Source organism: Rugamonas rivuli, from assembly GCF_009380165.1.
GTDB classification, from domain to species: Bacteria; Pseudomonadota; Gammaproteobacteria; order Burkholderiales; family Burkholderiaceae_D; genus Rugamonas; species Rugamonas rivuli.
Genome location: NZ_WHUF01000002.1, coordinates 718,740 through 740,499 on the forward strand (window position 1 = coordinate 718,740; position 21,760 = coordinate 740,499).

Annotated in this window: 22 protein-coding genes and 1 riboswitch; of the genes, 11 read left to right on the forward strand and 11 right to left on the reverse strand. The window is 64.4% G+C overall.

What is annotated here, in order from left to right:
• The first annotated feature begins 54 nt into the window (after nucleotides 1-54).
• A complete protein-coding gene (locus GEV01_RS08395) occupies nucleotides 55-1,320 on the forward strand; it encodes a DEAD/DEAH box helicase (protein ID WP_152803353.1) in 1,266 nt (421 codons plus the stop codon).
• Nucleotides 1,321-1,332: 12 nt separating this feature from the next.
• On the opposite strand, the gene GEV01_RS08400 is transcribed toward GEV01_RS08395, so the two are convergent.
• The gene (locus GEV01_RS08400; protein ID WP_152803355.1) at nucleotides 1,333-2,322 is read right to left on the reverse strand and encodes a GlxA family transcriptional regulator; all 990 of its coding nucleotides are present in this window, start codon (nucleotides 2,320-2,322) and stop codon (nucleotides 1,333-1,335) included.
• 107 nt (nucleotides 2,323-2,429) lie between these two features.
• On the opposite strand from GEV01_RS08400, the gene GEV01_RS08405 reads away from it, so the two are divergent.
• Nucleotides 2,430-3,047 (forward strand): cysteine hydrolase family protein, encoded by a 618-nt coding sequence (locus tag GEV01_RS08405; protein ID WP_152803357.1) that lies wholly within the window; start codon nucleotides 2,430-2,432, stop codon nucleotides 3,045-3,047.
• On the opposite strand, the gene GEV01_RS08410 is transcribed toward GEV01_RS08405, so the two are convergent.
• The 6 genes from GEV01_RS08410 to GEV01_RS08435 are packed head-to-tail and all read right to left on the reverse strand — an operon-like array spanning nucleotide 3,044 to nucleotide 7,303.
• The gene (locus tag GEV01_RS08410; RefSeq protein WP_152803359.1) at nucleotides 3,044-3,394 is read right to left on the reverse strand and encodes a translation initiation factor Sui1; all 351 of its coding nucleotides are present in this window, start codon (nucleotides 3,392-3,394) and stop codon (nucleotides 3,044-3,046) included. The two genes, GEV01_RS08405 and GEV01_RS08410, sit on opposite strands and share 4 nt — an antisense overlap.
• A 27-nt stretch (nucleotides 3,395-3,421) precedes the next feature.
• Nucleotides 3,422-3,919 (reverse strand): DUF2867 domain-containing protein, encoded by a 498-nt coding sequence (locus GEV01_RS08415; RefSeq protein ID WP_152803361.1) that lies wholly within the window; start codon nucleotides 3,917-3,919, stop codon nucleotides 3,422-3,424.
• A 44-nt stretch (nucleotides 3,920-3,963) separates the two neighbouring features.
• Nucleotides 3,964-4,614, reverse strand: coding sequence for a hypothetical protein (locus GEV01_RS08420; RefSeq protein WP_152803363.1), 651 nt, complete (start codon nucleotides 4,612-4,614; stop codon nucleotides 3,964-3,966).
• Nucleotides 4,611-5,579, reverse strand: coding sequence for an MlaD family protein (locus tag GEV01_RS08425; protein WP_152803366.1), 969 nt, complete (start codon nucleotides 5,577-5,579; stop codon nucleotides 4,611-4,613). Before GEV01_RS08425 ends, GEV01_RS08420 begins: the two co-directional genes overlap by 4 nt.
• A gap of 13 nt (nucleotides 5,580-5,592) precedes the next feature.
• Entirely contained in the window at nucleotides 5,593-6,381 is a 789-nt protein-coding gene (locus tag GEV01_RS08430) for an MlaE family ABC transporter permease (protein WP_152803367.1), read from the reverse strand.
• 52 nt (nucleotides 6,382-6,433) lie between these two features.
• Nucleotides 6,434-7,303 (reverse strand): LysR family transcriptional regulator, encoded by an 870-nt coding sequence (locus tag GEV01_RS08435; protein WP_152803369.1) that lies wholly within the window; start codon nucleotides 7,301-7,303, stop codon nucleotides 6,434-6,436.
• 109 nt (nucleotides 7,304-7,412) lie between these two features.
• On the opposite strand from GEV01_RS08435, the gene GEV01_RS08440 reads away from it, so the two are divergent.
• The gene (locus GEV01_RS08440) at nucleotides 7,413-8,801 is read left to right on the forward strand and encodes an MFS transporter (RefSeq protein ID WP_152803371.1); all 1,389 of its coding nucleotides are present in this window, start codon (nucleotides 7,413-7,415) and stop codon (nucleotides 8,799-8,801) included.
• Here the strand turns inward: GEV01_RS08440 and ribB are convergent.
• Nucleotides 8,798-9,460, reverse strand: coding sequence for a 3,4-dihydroxy-2-butanone-4-phosphate synthase (gene ribB, locus GEV01_RS08445; RefSeq protein WP_070360301.1), 663 nt, complete (start codon nucleotides 9,458-9,460; stop codon nucleotides 8,798-8,800). The genes GEV01_RS08440 and ribB overlap by 4 nt on opposite strands.
• Nucleotides 9,461-9,557: 97 nt before the next feature.
• A riboswitch (FMN riboswitch) is annotated at nucleotides 9,558-9,707 on the reverse strand.
• A gap of 96 nt (nucleotides 9,708-9,803) precedes the next feature.
• On the opposite strand from ribB, the gene GEV01_RS08450 reads away from it, so the two are divergent.
• The 3 genes from GEV01_RS08450 to GEV01_RS08460 all read left to right on the forward strand — a co-directional run bounded on the left by GEV01_RS08450 (nucleotide 9,804) and on the right by GEV01_RS08460 (nucleotide 14,017).
• Nucleotides 9,804-12,629, forward strand: a complete 2,826-nt coding sequence (locus GEV01_RS08450; RefSeq protein WP_235914283.1) for a M16 family metallopeptidase — start codon at nucleotides 9,804-9,806, stop codon at nucleotides 12,627-12,629.
• Between the two features lie 52 nt (nucleotides 12,630-12,681).
• A complete protein-coding gene (locus GEV01_RS08455; RefSeq protein WP_008450136.1) occupies nucleotides 12,682-12,882 on the forward strand; it encodes a hypothetical protein in 201 nt (66 codons plus the stop codon).
• Between the two features lie 133 nt (nucleotides 12,883-13,015).
• Nucleotides 13,016-14,017 carry an alpha/beta fold hydrolase gene (locus tag GEV01_RS08460; protein WP_328595464.1) on the forward strand — a complete coding sequence of 334 codons (1,002 nt, stop codon included), beginning with the start codon at nucleotides 13,016-13,018 and terminating at the stop codon, nucleotides 14,015-14,017.
• Between the two features lie 19 nt (nucleotides 14,018-14,036).
• Here GEV01_RS08460 and GEV01_RS08465 read toward each other — a convergent pair whose 3' ends face one another.
• Together GEV01_RS08465 and GEV01_RS08470 are read right to left on the reverse strand one after the other, a co-directional pair.
• The gene (locus tag GEV01_RS08465; RefSeq protein ID WP_152803376.1) at nucleotides 14,037-14,429 is read right to left on the reverse strand and encodes a hypothetical protein; all 393 of its coding nucleotides are present in this window, start codon (nucleotides 14,427-14,429) and stop codon (nucleotides 14,037-14,039) included.
• 16 nt (nucleotides 14,430-14,445) lie between these two features.
• On the reverse strand, nucleotides 14,446-14,838 hold the full coding sequence (locus GEV01_RS08470) for a VOC family protein (protein WP_152803378.1): 393 nt from the start codon (nucleotides 14,836-14,838) through the stop codon (nucleotides 14,446-14,448).
• 80 nt (nucleotides 14,839-14,918) lie between these two features.
• On the opposite strand from GEV01_RS08470, the gene GEV01_RS08475 reads away from it, so the two are divergent.
• Genes GEV01_RS08475 through GEV01_RS08485 form a run of 3 tightly spaced genes read left to right on the forward strand, consistent with a single transcriptional unit; the run spans nucleotide 14,919 to nucleotide 17,385 of the window.
• Nucleotides 14,919-16,352, forward strand: coding sequence for a cytochrome P450 (locus GEV01_RS08475; RefSeq protein WP_152803380.1), 1,434 nt, complete (start codon nucleotides 14,919-14,921; stop codon nucleotides 16,350-16,352).
• A gap of 49 nt (nucleotides 16,353-16,401) precedes the next feature.
• On the forward strand, nucleotides 16,402-16,926 hold the full coding sequence (locus GEV01_RS08480; protein ID WP_152803382.1) for an SRPBCC family protein: 525 nt from the start codon (nucleotides 16,402-16,404) through the stop codon (nucleotides 16,924-16,926).
• An 18-nt stretch (nucleotides 16,927-16,944) separates the two neighbouring features.
• Nucleotides 16,945-17,385 carry a hypothetical protein gene (locus GEV01_RS08485; RefSeq protein ID WP_152803384.1) on the forward strand — a complete coding sequence of 147 codons (441 nt, stop codon included), beginning with the start codon at nucleotides 16,945-16,947 and terminating at the stop codon, nucleotides 17,383-17,385.
• On the opposite strand, the gene GEV01_RS08490 is transcribed toward GEV01_RS08485, so the two are convergent.
• Nucleotides 17,382-18,401: an AraC family transcriptional regulator gene (locus tag GEV01_RS08490; RefSeq protein WP_152803386.1), complete on the reverse strand. Its 1,020-nt coding sequence runs from the start codon at nucleotides 18,399-18,401 to the stop codon at nucleotides 17,382-17,384. The genes GEV01_RS08485 and GEV01_RS08490 overlap by 4 nt on opposite strands.
• 122 nt (nucleotides 18,402-18,523) lie before the next feature.
• On the opposite strand from GEV01_RS08490, the gene GEV01_RS08495 reads away from it, so the two are divergent.
• Together GEV01_RS08495 and GEV01_RS08500 are read left to right on the forward strand one after the other, a co-directional pair.
• Entirely contained in the window at nucleotides 18,524-20,116 is a 1,593-nt protein-coding gene (locus tag GEV01_RS08495; protein WP_152803388.1) for an FAD-binding oxidoreductase, read from the forward strand.
• The gene (locus GEV01_RS08500) at nucleotides 20,113-21,735 is read left to right on the forward strand and encodes a glycerol-3-phosphate dehydrogenase/oxidase (protein ID WP_152803390.1); all 1,623 of its coding nucleotides are present in this window, start codon (nucleotides 20,113-20,115) and stop codon (nucleotides 21,733-21,735) included. The genes GEV01_RS08495 and GEV01_RS08500 overlap by 4 nt, the downstream gene beginning before the upstream one ends.
• Nucleotides 21,736-21,760 lie beyond the last annotated feature (25 nt).

A 21,760-nucleotide genomic window follows, 5' to 3' on the forward strand; every position in this document is an offset into this window, starting at 1 on the left:
GGGTGTGGCGCGCATGCTTTATACTGGCGACAAATTCACATTATTAAGGCCAACATGTCTTTTTCTTCGCTGGGCCTTGCTCCCTCACTGATTAACGCTGTTACCGAAATCGGTTATCAGGAGCCGACCGCCATCCAGAGCGCCGCCATTCCCGCCATCCTGCGCGGGGAGGACGTGCTGGGCGCGGCGCAGACCGGGTCCGGTAAAACCGCCGCCTTCGCGCTGCCGCTGCTGCAGGCGTTGCTGGACAACCGCAGCGGCCCGCGCCAGCTGCATGGCCTGGTGCTGGTGCCGACGCGCGAGCTGGCGGCGCAGGTGGGTGAATCGATCCGCAAGCTGGCGTCGCACCTGTCGATGCAGGTCAAGGTGTCGATCGTGTTCGGCGGGGTGTCGATCAACCCGCAGATGATGGCCTTGCGCGGCGGCGCCGATATCGTGGTCGCCACGCCGGGACGGCTGCTGGATCTGATCGACCACAATGCGCTGAAGATCTCGCGCACGGCGATGCTGGTGCTGGACGAGGCGGACCGCCTGCTGGACCTGGGCTTCAGTGAAGAATTGAACCGCATCCTGGAGCTGCTGCCTAAACAGCGCCAGAACCTGTTCTTCTCGGCGACCTTCCCGCCGGCGGTACAGGCGCTGGCGGACGGCATGCTGCATCAGCCTACGCGCATCGAGGTGCTGTCCGAGCCGGTGAGCAAGCCGGATATCACCCAGCGCGCGATCATGGTCGATGTACCGCGCCGTACCATGCTGCTCAAGCATCTGATTCAGGAACATAAGTGGAGCAGGGTGCTGGTGTTCGTCGCGACCAAATACGCGGCCGAGCATGTGGCCGATAAGCTGAACCGCAACGGCATCCGCGCAGGAGCTTTCCACGGTGAGTTCAGCCAGGGTGCGCGCACCGAGGTGCTGGGCGACTTCAAGGCCAGCCGTCTGCAAGTGCTGGTGGCGACCGATGTGGCGGCGCGGGGCATCGACATTGCGCGTCTGCCGGCGGTGGTCAACTACGATCTGCCTCGTTCGGCGGTCGACTATACGCACCGCATCGGCCGTACGGGCCGTGCAGGCGAGAGCGGCGTGGCGATCAACTTCGTCAGCGCGGAGACGGAGCAGCATTTCCGCCTGATCGAGAAGCGCCAGGGTATTTTGCTGCCACGCGAGCAGATCGCGGGCTTCGAGGCGGTGGAGACGCTGCCGCCCGCGCCGGCCAATTCGGTGACGGACACCGTCAACGGCGGCATCAAGGGCAAGCGCAAGAGCAAGAAGGACAAGTTGCGCGAGGCGGCTGCGGCTGCAGGTACGGCTTCGGACGAGTAAGGACTCGCGCCGTCACTCCGGCGCGGCGGAGCGGTATAGCTTGCGGTACTCGGACGGGGACGTCCGCAGCGCCGCCCGAAAGTGCTGTCGCAACGACAGCGCAGAGCCGAATCCCGCCTGCTGCGCCACCACTTCGATCGATACTTCGCTGCTCTCCAGCAGATGCTGCGCGTGGGTTAGCCGCTGGTTCAGCAGCCATTGCTTGAACGAGGTGCCGGTGGCGTTGCGGAAGTGGCGCGTGAAATTCCGGCGGCTCATCAGCGCGCGCTCGGCCAGCGCGTCGATGCTGTGGTTTTGTGTCAGATCCTCTCCAACCCACGCCAGTACTTGTGCGAAGCGGTCGTCGCTGCCGGTGACTGGCAGCGGGCGTTCGATGAACTGCGCCTGTCCTCCCTGCCGGTGCGGTGCGACTACCAACTGCCGCGCCACCCGATTGGCGACCTCCGCGCCGCACAGCTGCCGCAACAGGTGCAGGCAGCAATCCAGGCCGGCCGCCACGCCGGCCGACGTCACCACTTTTCCCTCATCGACATACAGGACTTCGCGATCGACCTTGATCTTGGGGTAGCGCGTGGTCATGGTGTCTGCGCAGGCCCAGTGCGTGGTGGCCGTGTAGCCGTCCAGCAGGCCGGCTTCGGCCAGCGGAAACGCGCCTATGCACAGGCCTACTACCTGCGCGCCGCGCTGGTGGGCGCGGCGCAGCGCATGCAGCAGGCTTGCGGGAGCCGGGCGGCAGTCGGCGTGCCAGGATGGCAGGATAACGATGTCGGCGCGGGCCAGTGCGGCGAGGCTGTGGGTGGCGACGATATCGAAGCCGGCGGTGGTGCTCAGTGACGTGGCCGGGTCTTCCGCACAGACTTTTACGTCGAAGGTCGCGCTGCCGCAGTCGGCGCGCTGGGCGCCGAATACCTGGCACGGTACCGACAGGTGAAAAGGGTTGATGCCGTCGAAGGCGATGACGGCGATGCGGTACTTATGGATGGGTGGGGTGCGTGTCGACATGGCCTGATTATATCGTATGGTGGCCTTCGGGCCACTTTTGGAGAACGGTGCGGCGGCGCAGAATGTCACTCACCGGGCGCTTCCGCCTTATCCTACAGGAGAACAACATGACCGCAACCCCACGCCGTGCCTTGATCGTGATCGACGTCCAGAACGAATACTTCACCGGCAAGATGAAGATCGAGTATCCGCCGGTTGAGACCTCGCTGCCGAATATCGGCCGCGCCATGGATGTCGCGCGCGAAGCCGGTATCCCCGTAGTGGTGGTGCAGCACGACGCGCCGGAAGCTTCGCCGATCTTTGCGTTGGGTTCGGAAGGTTGGAAGGTGCATCCCGTAGTGGCGCAGCGCGCGCACGACCATTTCATCAACAAGAACATGGCCAGCGTGTTTGCCGGGACCGATCTGGCCGACTGGCTGAAGGAGCGTGGCATCGATACGCTGACTATCGCCGGCTACATGACGCACAACTGCAATGCGTCGACCATCTTCGAGGCGAAGCATCGCGGCCTGCAAGTGGAGGTGTTGGAGGATGCCACCGGTGCGCTGCCGTATGAGAATGCGGCGGGCAAGGTCAGCGCGGAAGAGATCCATCGCGTTTTCAACACGGTGTTCCATTCGAACTTCGGCGCGGTCGTGAGCACCGAAACCTGGCAGGCTGCGGTGCGTGACGGGCGCAAGCTGGAACTCGACAATATCTATCTGTCGAACCAGCGCACCCGCTAACCGCCTGTGCGCTTGGGCTGGTGGCCCTGTTTTTTCAGGGCTTCCATCACGAGGTCGCAGTGGTCGCCCTGAATTTCGATGACGCCGTCCTTGATGGTGCCGCCGGAGCCGCAGGCGCTGCGCAGCTGCTTGCCTAGCAGGGCGAGGGCGGTGGCGTCCAGCGCCAGGCCTTTGACCAGCGTGACGGTCTTGCCGCCACGTCCCTTGGATTCGCGCGATACGCGCACGACGCCGTCGCCCGTGGGTTTGGATTTGGCTGCGGCCTTGCAGCTGCAATCGGCGACAGGCTGGCCGCAGTCGGGGCACATGCGGCCGGTTTCGGTGGAGTAGACGAGACGGGTTTTCATAGAGCCGGAATTCTAGCAGAAGCCGACCTAGATAAAACGTGCGTTCCTCAGCGATGCCGGCACGATGCGGCGGTGCATGGGCGCGACGAACAGCATGTAGACGCGGCCCAGCAGGTTGTGGATGTGGACCACGGTGCTGACGGCGACCTTGTCCTGCAGCTTGCAGACGGAGACTTCGACGTGCAGGTGTTTGTCGGTGTCGCCGAGGATGACTTCCTGCTCGCTGAGGTAGCGGATGGTGAAGATGCCGACACGGTCGCCGATGCGGTAGTCGCTGGCCGGCTTGGCGGTGTTGATGTCGCCAAGGCCGCCAAGGTTTTTCAGGCCGACCAGCTGGACCACGCGATTACGCAGTGCCATCAAACTGTTGATCCATGCAGGCGTGCCTGCGACCACTTGCAAATACAAGTCCAGTGCGGAACGCGGGGTTGGTTTGATGGCCGTTTGGTAGCAGTCGTAGAAGTGCGCGCCGTCCAGGTGACGGGATATTTCGCTTTGTGGTGGGATGTCGATGGCGGAAATCATGGAGCTCCGGGGGGCACGAAAGAGTATGCCCAAACAGTATCACATTACGGCTTTTCGCCGACCAGGTCGATGCGGCGTTTGATGCGTTGGGCTTCGGCGGTGTCGCCCGATTTCTCGGCGCGCATGGCCTGGACGCCTAGCCATGCTAGCAGCGGACGACGCCAGCCTTGGGCGGAGGCGGTGTCCACGGCGTCGCTCAGCACCTGCGGCGTGGCTTTGCCGGTGCGGAGCAGGACGCCGCTGGCCACCAGTTTGGAGAGCGGGTCGGTGAAGGCTTGTGTGGTGCTGGTCCCTGCAGCTACCGGCTGGTGCTGGGGCGGCAGCAGCGCGATGTCGGCGGCGCTGGCGCGGCCGGAGAGGTAGGCGGCGTAGGCGCGGTCGGCCGGACCGGCATCCTGCGACAGTTTGTCGTAGCCGGTGCAGTCTTCGAACACCAGCGAGGCGACGCGCGCGGCGCAGCGTATCAGTTCGGCGCGTATCATCAGGTCTACCTTGCCAGTGCTGGTCAGCGCTTCACGGGCGCGCTGGTATTCGGCGGCTTCCACGCGGGCGTTGCCGGACATGTAGGCGGAGGTGCTGCGCTCGATGGAACTCTGCGCGTTCATCTGCCAGTCCGGTACAGGAGGGTTGTTGCCGCAGGCGGCCAGCAAGGTGATGGCGGTCAGTGCTGCAATCAGGTGAGCGGTAGTCTTCATGGCAGCTTGATCTCCGTGTCGCGCTTGAACGGCCATTTGCGGTTGATTTCATTGACCAGCTGTTCCACCCGGCGCAAGCTGCTCTCCACTTCGCCGCGCAGTACGCCCAGATCCGCAGTGGCTTCCTTGGTGTTGGCGCCGACCGCCTGCGCTTCGACCAGCACAGCGTCCATTTTCTTCAAGCTGTTGCGGGCATCCGCCAGCAGGCCGTTGAGTTGCACGATAGTCGCTTGCGCATCCGTCATCACGCCTTGCTTGCCGAAGACTTGCGTGTCGGCGTGGCCGATCAGGCTATCGGCCTTGGTGGCCAGTGCGTTCACGGTGATCAGCAGCTTGTTGGCGCGCTCCACCAGTTGTTGGGCGTTCTTGTCGTCGCCAGCGATCAGGCCCATGGCGCCTCCAGGGCCATTGAGCTTGCCGGTGACGCCCTGCACGTTGGCCAGGCTGGCGGCCAGCGCGGAATTTTCCGCTGTCAGCGCGCTGAGATGCTCCAGAAGCTCCTTGGCGGAAGCCAGCAGACGCGGGATTTCAGCTCCGGCATCGCCGACCAGTAACGAACGGGCGGCGCCGTCTTCCAGCGGCGGATCGGTCGGGATGCCGCTGAAGGCGCGCAGCTTGGCGCCGCCCACCAGGCCGCGTTCCAGCGTGAAGATGCTGGAGCTGCGCAGCCAGTGCGCGTCGTTGCGCGGCACGTCGACGATCACGCGCGCCTTGCCATCCTTACCCAGCTCTATGCGGCGCACGCGGCCGATCGGGAAGCCGGCGAAGGTGACGTCCATGCCGACGGTGACGCCTTCCGAATCGTCCGCCTGCAGCACCAGCGTTTGCGTCGATTCGAAAGCGCCGCGCGCATACATCAGGTACAGCGCCGAACCGGCCACCAGCACCACCATCAGCACCAGCAGCAAGGCCGCCTTGAATTCCGCGTTGCGCACCGGCGTCGCTTCGTTTGTCTGTTCTGTCATCGCTTTATTCCGCTCAGTAGTAGTTGCCCATCAAGGAGGCGATTTCGATCAGCAGCATCACGGCGAACAGGCGCACCATGTCGTACAGGCCGTGAGTGACTTTGGCGCGGTAGCTGCTGCTGAAGTAGAAGGAGGAAGCCATCGGTATCAGGCCGACCGCGAAACTGAAGAAGACGATCTTCAACACCAGGATCAGCGCCACCGCCGGGTTGAACACCTGGCCGACCACGCGCGTGTAGCCCGGCAGCGCCCATGGCGTGAAGCCGTACATCGACAGGTAAGCCAGCACCAGCGTCATCACGCAGCTGACGGCGGCCAGCATCCAGACGGCGAACACGCCTGCCGCCACGCGAGGGAAGAATTCCTGGCGCAGTTCCTCATCGCTGGTGTTGGCGGCGCTGTTGCGGCTTTGCGAGAATTCCAGCCCGGCGGGCAGGGTGGTGCGCAACGCGACGAAGGCGGCGGCGGTCAGCGGGATCAGCTCCAGCACCAGCACGCGCACCACCATCTCCAGCGCGAAGCGCGAGAGGCCGTAGCTCTGCGAAGTGACGACCACGATGCGGATCAACACCAGGCTGACCAGCGCGGACAGCACGCCATACCAGGCCAGGTTGGGCGCGGTGTCGCGCACGATGTGGCCCGCCAGCAGGTTGCGGTTGGCGCCGCGATAGCTGGCCGGGCTGAAGGCCAGCGGCAGCATCTGCACGGCGAATTGCAGCAGCCGCCACCAGCTGTTCAGCCAGGCGACGGTTGCGCGGATCAGGCGCCGCAGCGCCGGGGGGATAGATGCGTCCATGCTCATGTTGGCATCTTAGCACCGCGACGGCATGGGAAGGTGTCCGGCACGGCCGCGCCTATTCCTCTTCCGCGAAGGTGGCGATGATGGCGTCGGCCGTGGCGCGCACGCGGGCGCTGCGACTCAGGTCGGTGTGCATCACCAGCCAGACCTCGTAGTGGTCGACGCGTTCGGGCCAGACGCGCGTGAGCTGCGGATCGCCGTCGGCCATGTGGCAGGGCAGCTCGGCCACGCCCATGCCGCGCCGCGCCGCGTCCAGCATGACCATGCCGCTATTGACCTCGATCGCCACGCGGGCGTTGGCGATCGGCTCCAGGCACAGCTTCTCCTTGTGGCGCGGCGCCACCGAACCCTGGTAGACGATGATGTCGTGGCCCTGCATGCCGTTGCCGGGCACCGGCATGCCGCGCTGGGACAGGTAGGCCGGATTGGCGTACAGGCCCATGCTGCGCCGGGCCAGGTGGCGCGAGATCAGGTCGGGACTGGTGGGCTTGAGCGTGCGTACCGCCAGTTCGGCTTCGCGCCGGGTCAGGTTGCTGATCTCGGTGCTGGTGCTCAGGACCACGCGGATTTCGGGATGCATGACGTGCAGCCGCTGCATCGCGCCCAGCACGGAGTGGCTGGCGATGGTGTCCGAAGTGGCGACGCGCACGGTGCCGGAGAGGCGGTTGTCGATGCCTTGCATCTCGCGCTGGAACTGCAGGGCCGCGTGCTCCATCAATTCGGCGGCGGTGACGGCAAGTTCGCCGGCCGGCGTGGCCAGGTAGCCGGACGGCGTGCGCAGGAACAGGCGCGCGCCCAGCGAGGCTTCCAGCGCGTTGAGGCGGCGGCCGACGGTGGCCTGGTCGATATCGAGGAAGGCGGCGGCCGAGCGTAGCGTGCCTTTGCGGTAGATGGCGAGGAAAATCCTGGCGTTGTCCCAATCCATGCGGTGTATCCGAGGGTGATGCATTTTTGCATCGGAGTGCTGATATTATGCGTATTTACTGCATCATGCAAGCGGGCTAACATCGGCGCATCTCTCTAAAGGACGCACCATGACTACCCCTGTCTCCGTGGCGCCGGCGATCCAGCCGCGCCAGATTCCCGCCTTGCTGGTGTTGATGACACTGGCCATAGGCTTTGTGATGGCGATGATCGATGTCACCGCCGTCAATACCGCCTTATCCGATATCTCCGTCAACCTGGGCGTGCCGCTTACCGGCCTGGTTTGGGTGGTGGACGGCTATACGCTGACCTTCGCCGCGCTGCTGATGGCGGGCGGCGCGCTGGCCGACCGCTTCGGTCCGAAGAACGTCTATCAGGGCGGCCTGAGTGTGTTCATCCTCGGTTCGGTGCTGTGCGCGGTGGCCCCGAGCGGCAATGCGCTGATCGCAGCGCGCCTGCTGCAGGGTGCCGGTGCTGCGTTGTTCATGCCAAGCTCCCTCAGCCTGCTGACGCATGCCTATGAAGACCAGGCCACCCGCGCGCGCATGCTGGGGACGTGGTCGGCCATCGTCGGCTGTTCGTCGGCGGCAGGTCCGCTGGTGGGCGGCCTGCTGGTGCACTCGTTTGGCTGGCGCAGCGTGTTCTGGGTGAACGTGCCTATCGGCCTGCTCGGCATCGTGCTGACGCAGGTGGTGGCGCCGGCCACGCCGCGTCACGAGCGCGCGCTGTCGATGCTGAGCCATTTGCTGGGCGTGATCGCGCTGGCGGCGTTGAGCTTTGTGCTGATCGAAGGTCCGGCGCTGGGCTGGACTTCGGCGCCGGTGCTGGCTGCCTTTGCAGCGACGGTGCTGGCGGCCTTCATGCTGGTGCGGCGCGAACGCAATGGCGCGCATCCCTTGCTGCCACGGGCGTTGTTCGATACGCCGGCCTTCGCGGCGGCCAATGGCGTGGGCTTCCTGATTAACTTCGCGGTGTTCGGCCAGCTGTTCCTGTTGAGCCTTTTCATCCAGCAGTCCGGCGCGGATGCGCTGCATACGGGCTTGAAACTGATACCGATGATGGCCGCTTTCGCCGTCGGCAACCTGACCTCGGGACGCATCACGGCGCGTGTCGGCACGCGGCCGCCGATGCTGTATGGCCTGATGGTGGGGCTGATCATGGCGCTTGTGATGCTGGTCGGCCTGACGCCGCAAACGCCTTACTGGCTGCTGGTGCTGGGTGCGGTGGTGATGAATCTCGCCATCGGCATCGCGATTCCGGGCATGACGGCGACGGTGATGCTGGTAGCGGGCAAGGCGCACTCCAACAGCGCCGCCGCCGCGTTGAACGCCAATCGTCAGATCGGCGCCCTGGTCGGCGTGGCGATGATGGGCACCGTGATGCATATGGCGCCCGAGTGGGTCTGGCGTCTGCCGCTGTCGTTCTGCCTGATTACGGCGGCATACGCCGGGGCGCTGCTGCTGGTGTACCGCTACGTCAAACTGGGCAAGCCGGTTTAAACACCGTGCTTACGGCGCCATTCGATCATCTCGGCGATGGTCAGGATGGGCATGCCGTGCAGTTCGGCGAAGCTTTCGATGTCGGCGCCGCGCATCATGGTGCCGTCTGGGTTCATCAGTTCGCACAGTACGGCGGCGGGATTGAGGCCTGCCATCGTCGCCAGGTCCACCGAGCCTTCGGTGTGGCCTTTGCGGGCCAGCACGCCGCCCGGCGTGGCGCGCAGCGGGAAGACGTGGCCTGGATGGACCAGGTCATGCGGCACGGCGTCGGCCGCGATGGCGGTGCGGATGGTGGTGACGCGGTCGGCCGCCGAGACGCCGGTGGTGACGCCTTCGCGTGCTTCGATCGACACCGTGAACGGCGTGCCGTAACGGCTGCCGTTATCGGCGGCCATCATCGGCAGCTCCAGCGCGCGCACCTTGTCGGCGCTCAGGCAGAGGCAGACGATGCCGCTGCATTCGCGGATCATCATGGCCATCGACTGCACGGTGATCTTTTCGGCGGCGACGATCAGGTCCGCTTCGTTCTCGCGGTCGAAATCGTCGAGCAGGATCACCGGCACGCCGGCGCGCATGGCGTCCAGCGCCGCGGCGATGCGGCCTTCCAGATCGTCCGAAACGAGGGAATAGGGGGATACTGCGGATTGTTGGTCAAACATGTGGAACGCTCCTCGCAAAATTGGCGAAAAACGCGACAGGGCAAGCGAATACGCGCGGCCCGCCACACCGATCGCTCGGGCGGGAGGCCGCGTCACCGCACATCTTCTTTCATCCGGACTATACCGTCGGCTCTGGAGTCACACCAGATCTGCTGACCCTTTGCGATGGATTGCAAAGGCGCTCGCGGGCTTGGCCATCGCTGGCCTTACCGCCGGTGGGGAATCGCACCCCGCCCCGAAGACGTCGTTAAAACCTGCCGGCTGGCAGGCGAGCAAGGATTCTAGCCCAAATTAAGAATTTCGGTGTAAGGTAGCTTTTTTCCTTCCTAAAAATGCAATGGGTATGAAGCTGATGACAATGCGTAGCGCCACCGCCGCCGTTCTGCTGGCGTGTACTCTCATAGCGCAAGCCGCCGATCAGCCGCCGCTGAATTTGAGCGATCAGATTCCCATCGGGCCGCAGGTCAAGGTGGGCACGCTCCCCAACGGCTTGACCTACTACGTGCAAAAGAACGGCCGCCCCGAGAAGAAGCTGGAGCTGCGGCTGGTGGTCAAGGCGGGATCGATCCTGGAGGACGAGGACCAGCTAGGCCTGGCCCACTTCACCGAGCATATGGCTTTCAACGGTTCGACCCATTTCAAGCGCAATGAGCTGGTGTCCTATCTGCAGACGATAGGTGTGAAGTTCGGCGCCGACCTGAATGCCTACACCACCTTCAACGAAACCGTGTACGTGCTGCCGATACCGACCGAGAAGCGCGAGGTGGTGGAGCAGGGCTTCCAGGTGCTGGAGGATTGGGCGCACGGGCTGTCCTTCAACGATGCCGATATCGACAGCGAGCGTGGCATCGTGCTGGAGGAGCTGCGGCTGGGTAAGGGAGTGGACGACCGCATGAACAAGGTGGTGCTGCCGAAGGTGCTGAACGGTTCGCGCTATGCGCAGCGGCTGCCGATCGGTAAAGAGGACATCCTCAAGAACTTCAAGTACGACGCCATCAAGCGCTTCTACCGCGACTGGTATCGGCCGGACCTGATGGCGGTGGTGGTGGTCGGCGATATCGAGCCGGCCGATGCCGAGCAGCTGATCATGCAGCATTTCGGGAAGTTGAAAAATCCGCAGAACGAGCGGCCGCGCGAGTATGCCAGGATTCCGGAGCGCGCAGAGCCTGAGGGCGTGGTCTTTACCGACAAGGAGATCGGCACCAATTCGGTCTTCATCCGCTATCCGATTCAGTCATGGCAGCCCGGCACCACGATCGCCGATTACCGGCAGAAGATGATCGAGAATATCTACGGTTTCATCCTCGGCCAGCGCATGCATGAGTTGACGCAGCAGGCCAATCCGCCGTTCCTGCAAGGCTTTAGCGGTATGAGTGGCGTGATGCGCGGCTATCGCTCCTTCGTCGCGGGTGCGGTGCTGGGCAAGGGCGGCGTGACGCCGGCCATCAACGCGCTGGTTCAGGAAGACCAGCGCGCGCGCCAGTACGGCGTTACCGAATCCGAATTGGAACGCGCCAAGAAAGGCCTGCTGCGCAATTTCGAGCGCATGTACAACGAGCGTGACAAGTCCGATTCGTCCGGCTACGCGGCGGAGTACATCCGCAACTTCCTCGACAAGGAAAGCATCCCTGGCATCGCTGCGGAGTACCGCTACGCCAACGAGCTGATACCGGGCATCGCGCTGTCGGAGGTGAATGCCGCCGCGCGCGCAGCGATCCCCGATAGCCAGAACAAGCTGGTGGTCTACTCCGGCACCGCTGCGGCGGACGCGCTCACGCCGAAGGCTGATGAGCTGCTGGCCGTGGCCAGCGCCGCCGAAAAGATCAGCGTCAGTGCGCGGGAGGAGAAGGTGTACGCCAGCCAGCTGATGGCGGTTCCGCCCAAGGCCGGCAGCATCGTCAGCCAGACCGTCAATGCCAAGCTGGGATTCACCGAGCTTGTGCTGAGCAACGGCGTGAAGGTGGTGTTGAAGCCTACCGACTTCAATAACGACCAGGTGATCGTGACGGGCTTGCGTTTCGGCGGCTGGTCGCTGCTGGGCGACCAGGATTTGTTCAGCGCCCGCTACGCCAGCAATATCGTGCACCAGATGGGCGTGCAGAACTACACGCCGAGCGATTTGGTGAAGGTATTGGCCGGGAAGACGGCGGGCGCCAGTGCGAGTGTCAGCTCGCTTAACGAGATGGCGAGCGGCGTTTCCGGCAAGGGCGATGTTGAAACGATGTTGCAGCTGCTGTATCTGAACATGACGCAGCCGCGCAAAGATCCCGCCATCTACAGCGCGTATGTGGACCGTCAGCGCGAACTGGCGAAGAACAACCTGGCGCGGCCCGAGTCGATCCTGGGCGATACGATCACGGCTACGCTGTATAACAACAACCCGCGTGTGCAGCGTGCGCCCAAGCCGGCCGATTTCGACCAGCTGGGCATGGACCGCGCGGTGGACCTGTACAGCAGCCGCATGTCCAGCGCCAAGGGCTTCACCTTCTTCATGGCGGGCAGTTTCGATGTCGAGAAGGTCAAGCCGCTGATCGCCACGTATCTGGCCAGCCTGCCGGTGGGCGACATTCCCGTGGCGTTCAAGGACGAGGGTGTGCGGCCGGTGCGCGGCGTGGTCAAGAAGGAAGTGCACGCGGGTTCGGAGCCGAAGAGCACGATCTCGCTGTCCTTCACAGGCGAGACGCAGTTCTCCGCGCAGGAGCGCATGCGCTTACAGGCGTTGATCGAGGTGCTGAATATCAAACTGATCGAGGTGCTGCGCGAGAAGATGGGGGCGATGTACAGCGGCGGCATACGCGGCGGCATTGAGCGCATCCCGTACCAGCACTACGCGGTCACGGCCACCTTGCCTTGCGCGCCGGAGAATGTCGACAAGGTGCTGGCGGCGACGTTTGCGGAGATCGACAAGATCAAGGAGCGCGGCGCGCTGGACGCGGACCTGGAGAAGGTGAAGGCGACGTGGCTGAAGAACTATCGTAACGGCCTGCGCGAGAACGGCTACTGGATGGCGGTGATGATGAACGCCTTCGTCAATCAGTCCGATCCGGCCGAGGTGCTGACCTATGAATCGCGCGTGACGGCGCTGACGGCTGCGGAGTTGAAGGAGACGGCGCGGCGCTATTTCGACATGAACAACTACGTGCAGGTGGTGCTGTATCCGGCGAAGTAGGCGGGCCGCCTGTTACACTGGCGGCTTGTACTAACCGATGTAGAGGTAAATCATGGCAAAGAAAAAAGAAGAGCTGGATCCGGAAACCCTGGAATTGATCAACTGGTGTATCGAAGTGGAGGGCTTCCTGGTCAAGGGCGGCGCCACGCAGGAAGAAGCGCAGGAGCATATCGAAGAGCAGGTCGAGTGGTTCACCGACCAGTTCTACGAGGGTTTGACGCCTGAGGAAGCGGCGAAGGAAGCGCTGGCCTGATACCTTGTCCTTTGCTGGAACTGTCACGATGAGAATATACGCTGTTGTTTTGCTGTGTCTTGTTACGCTTTACCCTCAGGTCAAGGCCCAGGAGTGCCCGGCCGGGAAGTCATATGAACAGGCGAGGGCGGTTGTGCGCGACCTTCAGCGCATCGTCGCACCGGGCGGCGTCGATGAGTCGTACACGACGACCATCGGCGGCATCAAGCAGTGGCTCAACGTGCGCGGGCAGGATAGGTCCAATCCTGTCATCCTGTTCCTGCACGGTGGCCCTGCGGCGCCACTGACGCCGAGCATCTGGGAGTTCCAGCGGCCGATCGAGGAGTATTTCACAGTGGTCAATTGGGACCAGCGTGGGGCTGGCAAGACTTATCTGGAGGCCAAGCCCGAAGAGATCAGCGACAGCATCCACATCGACCGCTACGTCAAGGATGCCATTGAGGTCGCCGAGTTCATACGCCAGCGTTACGGCAAGAGCAAGGTGATCCTGATGGGGCACAGCTGGGGAACTGTCATCGGCATGAAGGCCGCGCTGGTGCGGCCGGACCTGTTTTATGCCTACGTCGGCATCGGCCAGGTGATCAACACGCCCGACAACGAGCGGCTCAGTTTTCAGTACGGGTTGGACCAGGCACGGGCGCATAACAATGCGGAAGCGATCGCGGAGCTCAATTCCATCGCGCCGTATCCGGGCAATACGCCGATCACGCGGGAGCGCATCATCATCGCCAGGAAGTGGCCGCAGTTTTACGGCGGCCTGAGTGCGTATCGGGATGGCGGCGCGAAGTACTATTTTGACGCGCCCTTGCTGTCTCCTGAATACGACTGCAAGTCAGCGAGCGCGGTCGATCAGGGCAGTCTGTTCACGCTAGACCGGATCCTGCCGGAGTTCCTGCAGGTCGACTACAAGCAGGTGCACAAGTTTCCGATTCCGGTGGTGATGTTCATGGGCCGCCACGACTACACGACGCCCTCGGCACCCACTGCAGCGTGGCTGGAGCAGGTGGATGCGCCCTATAAAAAGGGAGTCTGGTTCGAGCGCTCGGCGCACATGATTCCGTGGGAGGAGCCGGGGAAAACGCTCACTAGCTTGCTGGAGTATGTGCGGCCTTTGGCGATTCCTGCGAGTCGTTAAAGAAGCTGGCGAGGCGCTTTCAGCGATCGCGCAAAATCGGCGGGGCGATGACGAAATCGGCCCGCAGCCCCCATCGCGGCCCTCCACCTTGTGATGTCGAGAACGTGCCGCTTAGTAGCTTGCGTTTTGCCGTCACTTTAAAGCTGGCCCGATTGATCCAGGTTTCCTGCGCTATGCAGACCGAGGCGCCCGGGGCAAGAGAGTCGATCGTCGCTGTGCGTTGATGTTCGGGGACCGCATGCATATGCGTGTCGTCCAACCCGAACGCGCCGGGTCCCAGCAGCGGGTAGACGTCTAACTGTACATCCCACAATAACAAGTTGCCGTTATTCTCGACGACGAATTCGTAGGTATTCGGCAGCGGGCCGGGTCGCAAGACCACGCGCAGTCCTTCGTAGTTTGTGATGCTCATGCTGTAGGGCGGTTCCTTATACGGCGTCGTGACAGACCACGCAGATTTTGTTCCCCTCCGGATCGCGCAGGTAGGCGCCGTAGTAGTTGGCGTGGTAGTGCGGACGCAAAGCGGGCGCCCCTTCGCAGCGGCCTCCGTTCGCCAGCGCGGCGGTGTGGGCGCGGTCGACCGCCTCGCGCGACGGCGCCATGAAGGCCGTCATCTGGCCGTTGCCGCAGGCGGCCGGCTGGCCATCGTACGGTTTGCCGATGATGAACAAGGGCCGCGCACCTTCGGCCGGCTGCCAGCCTGCCCACGGCTTGGATGCATCGTTGAAGCGCAGGCGCGTGCCCAGCTCCGTCATCACCGCGTTGTAGAAGGCGAACGCCGGTTCGAAGTCGTTGGTCCCCACATAGATATGCGATAGCATCGGTTTCCCCGGTTGAGTGAGTAGATCGGCAACATTTCGGGGTATAGTGTACCCGGAGACTAATCGAATGGGGGAACACCATGGAACTGACGTCCGTCGCGCCGCCACCGCTGCGCCGCATCGCCGATTTGCCCGCGCCGAAAGCGCAGCTGTTGATGGGGAATGTGCGCGATATCAATCGCAAGCCTTTGCATCAGGTGCTGGAGGGGTGGGGCCGCGAGTTCGGCCCCATGTACCGCTTCCGCGTGCTGCGCAAGGAGATCGTCGTCACGTCCGACCGTGAACTGATCGCCAGCCTGCTGCGCGACCGTCCCGACGCGATGCGCCGCTCCAGCCGCACCGCCGATGCGCTCAACGAGGTGGGTACGCGCGGGCTGTTCACGGCGGAGGGCGAGGATTGGCGGCGCCAGCGCAAGCTGGTGATGCGCGCGCTGACGCCGGAAGTGATCCATAACTTTTTCCCCACATTGACCGCACTGACCGAACGCCTGCGCCTGCGCTGGGAGACGGCCATCGCCGCCGGCAGGCCGGTCGACGTGCTGCGCGACCTGAAGGCCTATACGCTGGACGTGACCATCGGCCTGGCGATGGGGCAGGACATCAACACGCTGGAGCTGGAAGAGCATCCGCTGCAGCGAGATATCGAATTCCTCTTCAAGCTGGTGGCCAAGCGCCTGACGTCGCCGTTTGCCTACTGGCGCGTGTCGGTGCTGCGGCGGGCCGACGACCATGAGGCGATTGCGGCGGCGGAGCGCATCCAGCGCGCCATCTTCGGCTTCATCGCCGAGGCCCGCAAGCGCATCGAGCGCAATCCCGCGCTGCGCCAGAAGCCGTCCAATATGCTGGAAGCGTTGATCGTCGCCCGCGACGAGCCGGATTCCGGCCTGACCGACGAGGCGGTGGTCGGCAATGCGATCACCATGGTGTTCGCCGGCGAGGACACGACCTCGAACACGACCGCCTGGCTGATCGATTTCCTGTCGACCCATCCGCAGGCCGCGCGCAGCATGGCGGCGGAGACGGAACAAGTCCTCGGCGCCAAGGCCGTGCTGGACGACTACCATCATCTGGAGCACCTGAAATACATCGACGCCGCCACGCGCGAGGCCATGCGCCTGAAGCCGGTGGCGCCCATCATGGCGGCCCAGCCGAACGAGGATGCGGTGGTCGGCGACCTGTCGGTGCCGAAGGGGACGGTGATCTTCCTGCTGCTGCGCCAAGCCTCCGAGCGCGACTGCGAACTGGCGCAGCCGGAACGCTTCCAGCCGGAGCGCTGGCTGGAGGGCGCCCACGGCAGCGGCGACGACCCGGCGCGCAAGCTGTTCCCCTTTGGCGGCGGGCCGCGTTTCTGCCCGGGCCGTTATCTGGCGATGGCCGAGATCAAGATGGCGATGGCGATGCTGGTCAAGAATTTCGAGATCGAGCGCGTGCCCGGCGCGGCGCCGGTCGAGGAGCGCTTCACCTTTACGATGACGCCGAGCGCATTGCCAGTGCGACTGATCAAAAAAACATGATAGGCTAGACATGCAGCGTCCATCCGCGTCTTAAAAAAAGGGAAAAATCATGCTGAAGAAGATCGCCATCGGTGTCGTCGTTCTGGTTTTGATCGTGCTGGGCCTGGCCGCCATGCAGCCGGACAGTTATCGCGTGCAGCGCACCATCGCCATCAAGGCGCCGGCCGAGAAGATCCTGCCGCTGATCAGCGACTTCCACAACTGGACGTCGTGGTCGCCGTGGGAAAAGCTGGACCCCGCCATGAAGCGCACCTTCAGCGGCGCTCCCAAGGACCAGGGCGCGGTCTACGCATGGGATGGCGACGACAAGGTCGGCTCCGGCCGCATGGAGATCACCGGCCTGACGCCGGCCAAGGTCGATATCAAGCTCGATTTCCTGAAGCCGTTCGAATCGCATTGCCAGACCGTGTTCGCACTGGAGACCAAGGGCGATATCACCACCGTGAGCTGGACCATGTCCGGCCCCAGCGAATTCATGACCAAGTTGATGGGCCTCGTGGTGAGCATGGACAGCATGATAGGCAAGGACTTCGAGGCCGGCCTGGCCAATATGAAGGCGGTGGCCGAGAAATAGCATATGCGGAGGTGGGCCATGAACTTGCGTCTGAGACGGGTGGTGGCGGTGCTGGCGATGCCGGCGGTATTGATGTCGGCCGCCGAAGCGGCGCCGCCGGTGCGGCAGAGCCATCCCGTCATCGGCACCTGGCGGATCACGATGCCCGATGGTTCATGCAGCGAGACCTACCGCATCCGCAGCGACGGCACCACGCTGGTGTTCAGCAACGAGGAGGTGGCCGAGTCCACCTTCTCCATCAGCGACCAGCCGGACAAGGACGGCTTCTACAAGGAGGTCGACACCATCGTCAAGGATAACGGCAAGCGCGATTGCCTTGGCGATGTGAGCGAGGTGGGACATTCGTCCACCACCTATCTGCTATTCCATCCCAGCGGCGACATGTTCCTGATGTGCGTGGAGCGGCGTACCGACAAATGCCTGGGGCCCTTCATCCGGGTCAAGGGCAACGCGATCTAGGCACGATAGGCGCCGGGATTGACGCCGGCCCATTCCTTGAACGCGTGGTTGAACGCGCTCTGCTCCTGGTAGCCCAGCAGGAAGGCGATATCCACCAGGCTCAGTTCCGGCTGGCGCAGATAGTCCTTGGCCAGCGCGAAGCGGGCCTGGTCCAGGATCTGCTGGAAGGTCGCGCCGGCCTCGCTCAACTTGCGTTGCAGCGTGCGCGGCGACAGTTTCAATTCTTCGGCGATGGACGCCAGCCGCACCTGGCCGTGGGCGAGGTTGCGGACGATGGCGGCATGCACCTGCTGGGTGATGGCGTTGTCGGGCTGCGCACGCTGGCGCAGCAGCTGTTCGGCGTGCTGCTGCAGCACCGGGTAGAGGCTGACGTCGGCGTTCGGCACCGGGTAGGCCAACAGGGCGGCGTCGAAGCTGGCGACGTTGGCCGCCGCGCCGAAGGCTGGCATGGCGCCCAGCACGCGCACATATTCGTCGCGGTCTGCGGGGGCGCCGCCGTCGTGGGTCAGGGTCAGCTGCGCGGCGGGCAGCGTGACGCCGGCCAGCCAGTTGCCGAACACGCGTATGCCGGCGAACACGCTGTCGGCCAGGTGGCGCTGGGCCGGGCCGTAGTTGCTGTGCCAGGTGTAGTGGGCCACGCCGTCCGCCACCGTCAAGGCCGAGCGGCCAAGGTCGTGCGCCAGCTGCTCGTAGCGCATGGTCTGTTCGAAGGCTTGGCCGAAGTCGCGGCAGCTCAGCAAAATCAGGCCGTAGACGCTGTAGGTGCCCAGCTTGACGCGCTCCCCCACGTGCAGGCCGAAATGCGGATCGCTGGCCAGTTGGGCGCCGATGTCGAGCAGGCGTACGTAGTCGTCGGCGTGCAGCGAGTCGGGCAGGGGCTGCAGGGCGCCGGACGGCATGCCGGCTGCGTGCTCCAGCGCCGCGGCCGTGACGCCGCGCGCTGCCGCCGCTTCGAGCAGGGGCTGCAGATAGGAGCCGGCCACGCGGCGCGTCAGGTCAGCGTGCGGGCTTGGCATGATCGAACAAGGCGGATGTCATGAAAGCGCAATACCAGGTGGGTTCGTTATCTTATTCTGTTGTCATTGAAACTCGGTGCGCGCCAGTATAGCAAGCGCTCCGCTACGCAGACAGGAAAACAATGAGACGCTGGAACGGTTGGGGTGACGATACGATAGAGTTTGCGCTGAATGACGATGCGCTGGGCTTTCTGGCGCAGCGCATAGGCAGGGGCTTGCCGGTGGCGGATGCGGCGTTCGAACAGGCTTGCGCGCAGATCGCGCCTTCGCGGCTGCCGCCGCACGCGCTGGTGGACACGGCCCCCGAGGTCCGGCTGCGCAGCGCGCTGGGCCAGAGCCTGCCGGACTGGCTGCGCCTGCGCTACGGCGTGATCGGCACGGCGCCGGATGGCGTGGCTTACCCGGAAAGCGCCGAGCAGGTAAGGGAGTTGATCGATTACGCGCAGCAGTTCGGCGTGGCGCTGATACCGCAGGGCGGCGGCACCAGCGTGGCCGGGCACTTGACCGCGCCGGCAGGCGCGCAGCCGGTGCTGTCGGTGAACCTGACGCGCTTGCGCCAGCTGCATTACCTCGATACCGAATCGCAGCTGGCGACCTTCGGCGCCGGCGTGTTCGGGCCGGACCTGGAGGCGCAGCTGCGCGCGCGCGGCTACACGCTGGGCCACTTCCCGCAGTCGTTCGAGTATTCGACGCTGGGCGGCTGGGTGGTGACGCGTTCGTCCGGCCAGCAATCCCTGCGTTATGGGCGCATCGAGCAGATGTTCAGGGGCGGCAAGGTGGAGACGCCGGCTGGCACGCTGGATATCCCGACCTTCCCGGCGTCGGCGGCGGGCACGGACCTGCGCGAGGTGGTGCTGGGCTCCGAAGGGCGACTGGGCATCCTGACCGAGGCCACGGTGCGCGTGACGCCGCTGCCGGAGTACGAGGCTTTCCATGCGGTGTTCTTCCCGAGCTGGGAGGCGGCGGAGACTGCGGTGCGGCAGGTGGTGCAGGCGGGGTTGTCGCTGTCGATGCTGCGTTTGTCGAATCCGTTGGAGACGACCACCATGCTGGCGCTGGCCGGCCACAAGAAATTGATCTCGGCGCTGGAGCGCTATCTGTCCTGGCGCGGCTGCAAGGACGGCAAGTGCATGCTGATGATAGGCGTGAGCGGACGCAAGGCCGCAGCCAAGGCGGCGCTGCGGGATGCGCTGGTGCTGGTGGCGCCGCACGGCGGCGTGCATATCGGCCGCAAGATGGGCGACAAGTGGAAGCAGAACCGCTTCCGCAACGTCTACCTGCGCAACGCGGCCTGGCAGCACGGCTATGCGATCGATACGGTGGAGACGGCGGTGGACTGGCCGCGCGTCGGCACGATGATGCAGGCGGTGGAGGCGGCGGCCGCCGATGCGCTGGCGCAGTACGGCGAGAAGGTGCACGCCTACACGCACTTGTCGCACCTGTATGTGCAGGGCGCCAGCGTTTATTCGACCTTTGTGTACCGGCTGGCCGGCGACTATGAACAGGACCTGGCGCGCTGGCGCACGCTCAAGCATGCGGTGAGCATGGCGATCGTCGAAAACGGCGGCACCATCAGCCATCAGCACGGCGTGGGCAGCGACCATGCGCCGTATCTGGTGGCGGAGAAGGGCGAGTTGGGCTTGGCGGCGATGCAGGCCTTGTTCAGCCACTTCGATCCGCAGCAGATCATGAACCCAGGGAAGCTGCTGCCATGACGGCGCACTGGCGCAATGGCGGGCGCTCCGCGTTGACGGATCTGCTGGCGCGCGAGTGGGATGTGATCGTGATCGGCGGCGGCATCACCGGTGCGGGGATATTGCTGGAAGCGTCGCGGCGAGGGTTGACGGTGCTGCTGGTGGAGCAGCGCGATTTTGCCTGGGGTACGTCGAGCCGGTCTTCGAAGCTGGTGCATGGCGGTTTGCGCTATCTGAAGGAGGGCCAGTTTGCGCTGACCCGCGAGTCGGTGCAGGAGCGGCAGCATCTGCTGCAGCATGCGGCCGGGTTGGTGGAACCGCAGAGCTTTGCGTTCGGCGATTACGAGGGGCGCAAACCGGGCAAGCGCATGTTCCTGCTTGGGCTGGCGATCTACGACCGGATGGCGGGGCAGAAGGGGCGGCATTACTTTGGATTGAACGAGTTCGGGGCGCTGGCGCCGAATGTGTCGACTGTTGGGCTCAAGGGAGGCATGGTCTACACCGATGCCAAGACCGACGATGCGCGGCTGGTCATGCGCGTGCTGCAGGAGGCGCAGCAGCTTGGCGGCGTGGCTGTCAATTACATGGCAGCGGAGTCGCTGCTGCGGGTGGATGGCGGTGGGGTTCGCGGCGTGAGGCTGCGCGACGGCGTGAGCGGCGCGGTGCACAAGGTGCGCGCGAAGCTGGTCATCAGCGCGACCGGTGCGTGGGCGGACGGCTTGCGTACGCAAGGCTCCTCGTCTGGCAAGGCCGCTGCGGCCAAGCCTCGGCTGCGGCCTTTGCGCGGCAGCCATCTGGTGCTGCCTGCCTGGCGCTTGCCGCTGGCGCAGGCGATCAGTTTGATGCATCCGCTGGATGGGCGGCCGGTGTTCGCCTTCCCGTGGGAGGGCGTGACGCTGGTGGGCACCACGGATGTGGATCACAAGGACGATCTGTCGCGCGAGGCTGCGATTACGCGGGCCGAAGTCGATTATCTGATGGCGGCGGTGCACGACCAGTTCCCGCAGCTAGGCTTGCAGGAGCGCGACGTGATCGCCAGCTATGCCGGCGTGCGCCCGGTGATCGACAGCGGCAAGGCCGATCCGTCGAAGGAGGGACGCGACCATGCGCTGTGGCTGGAAGACGGGTTGCTGACGGTGACAGGCGGGAAGCTGACCACGTTCCGCGTGATCGCGCTCGATGCGCTCAAGCTGGCGGCGACGCTGCTGCCGGAGTGGCGCGACAAGCTGGAGCCGCAGCCGGTGTTCGGCGCGGCTGCCGGTGCGACGGCGGCGCGTGGCCTGCCTTACCAACGGCATCTGCCGGCGGGCCAGGCGCGGCGTCTGCAAGGCCGTTACGGCGCGCTGGCGCAGGAGCTGATCGCGGCCGCACAGCCGGGCGAACTGGCGCTGATCGCGGGGACGGAGACCATCTGGGCGCAGCTGCGCTGGGCGGCCCGCTGCGAGTCGGTACAGAAGCTGGAGGACTTGATGCTGCGCCGCAGTCGTCTCGGCATCCAGCTGCGCGGCGGCGGCGTGGATATCCTCGGCCGCATACGCGCCATCTGTCAGCCGGAGCTGGGCTGGAGCGACGAGCGATGGGATGCCGAGCAGGCAGCCTATCTGGCATTATGGAATACCCATTACAGTCTGCCCGCATAAGTACGGGCAAACATAACGAGACTAG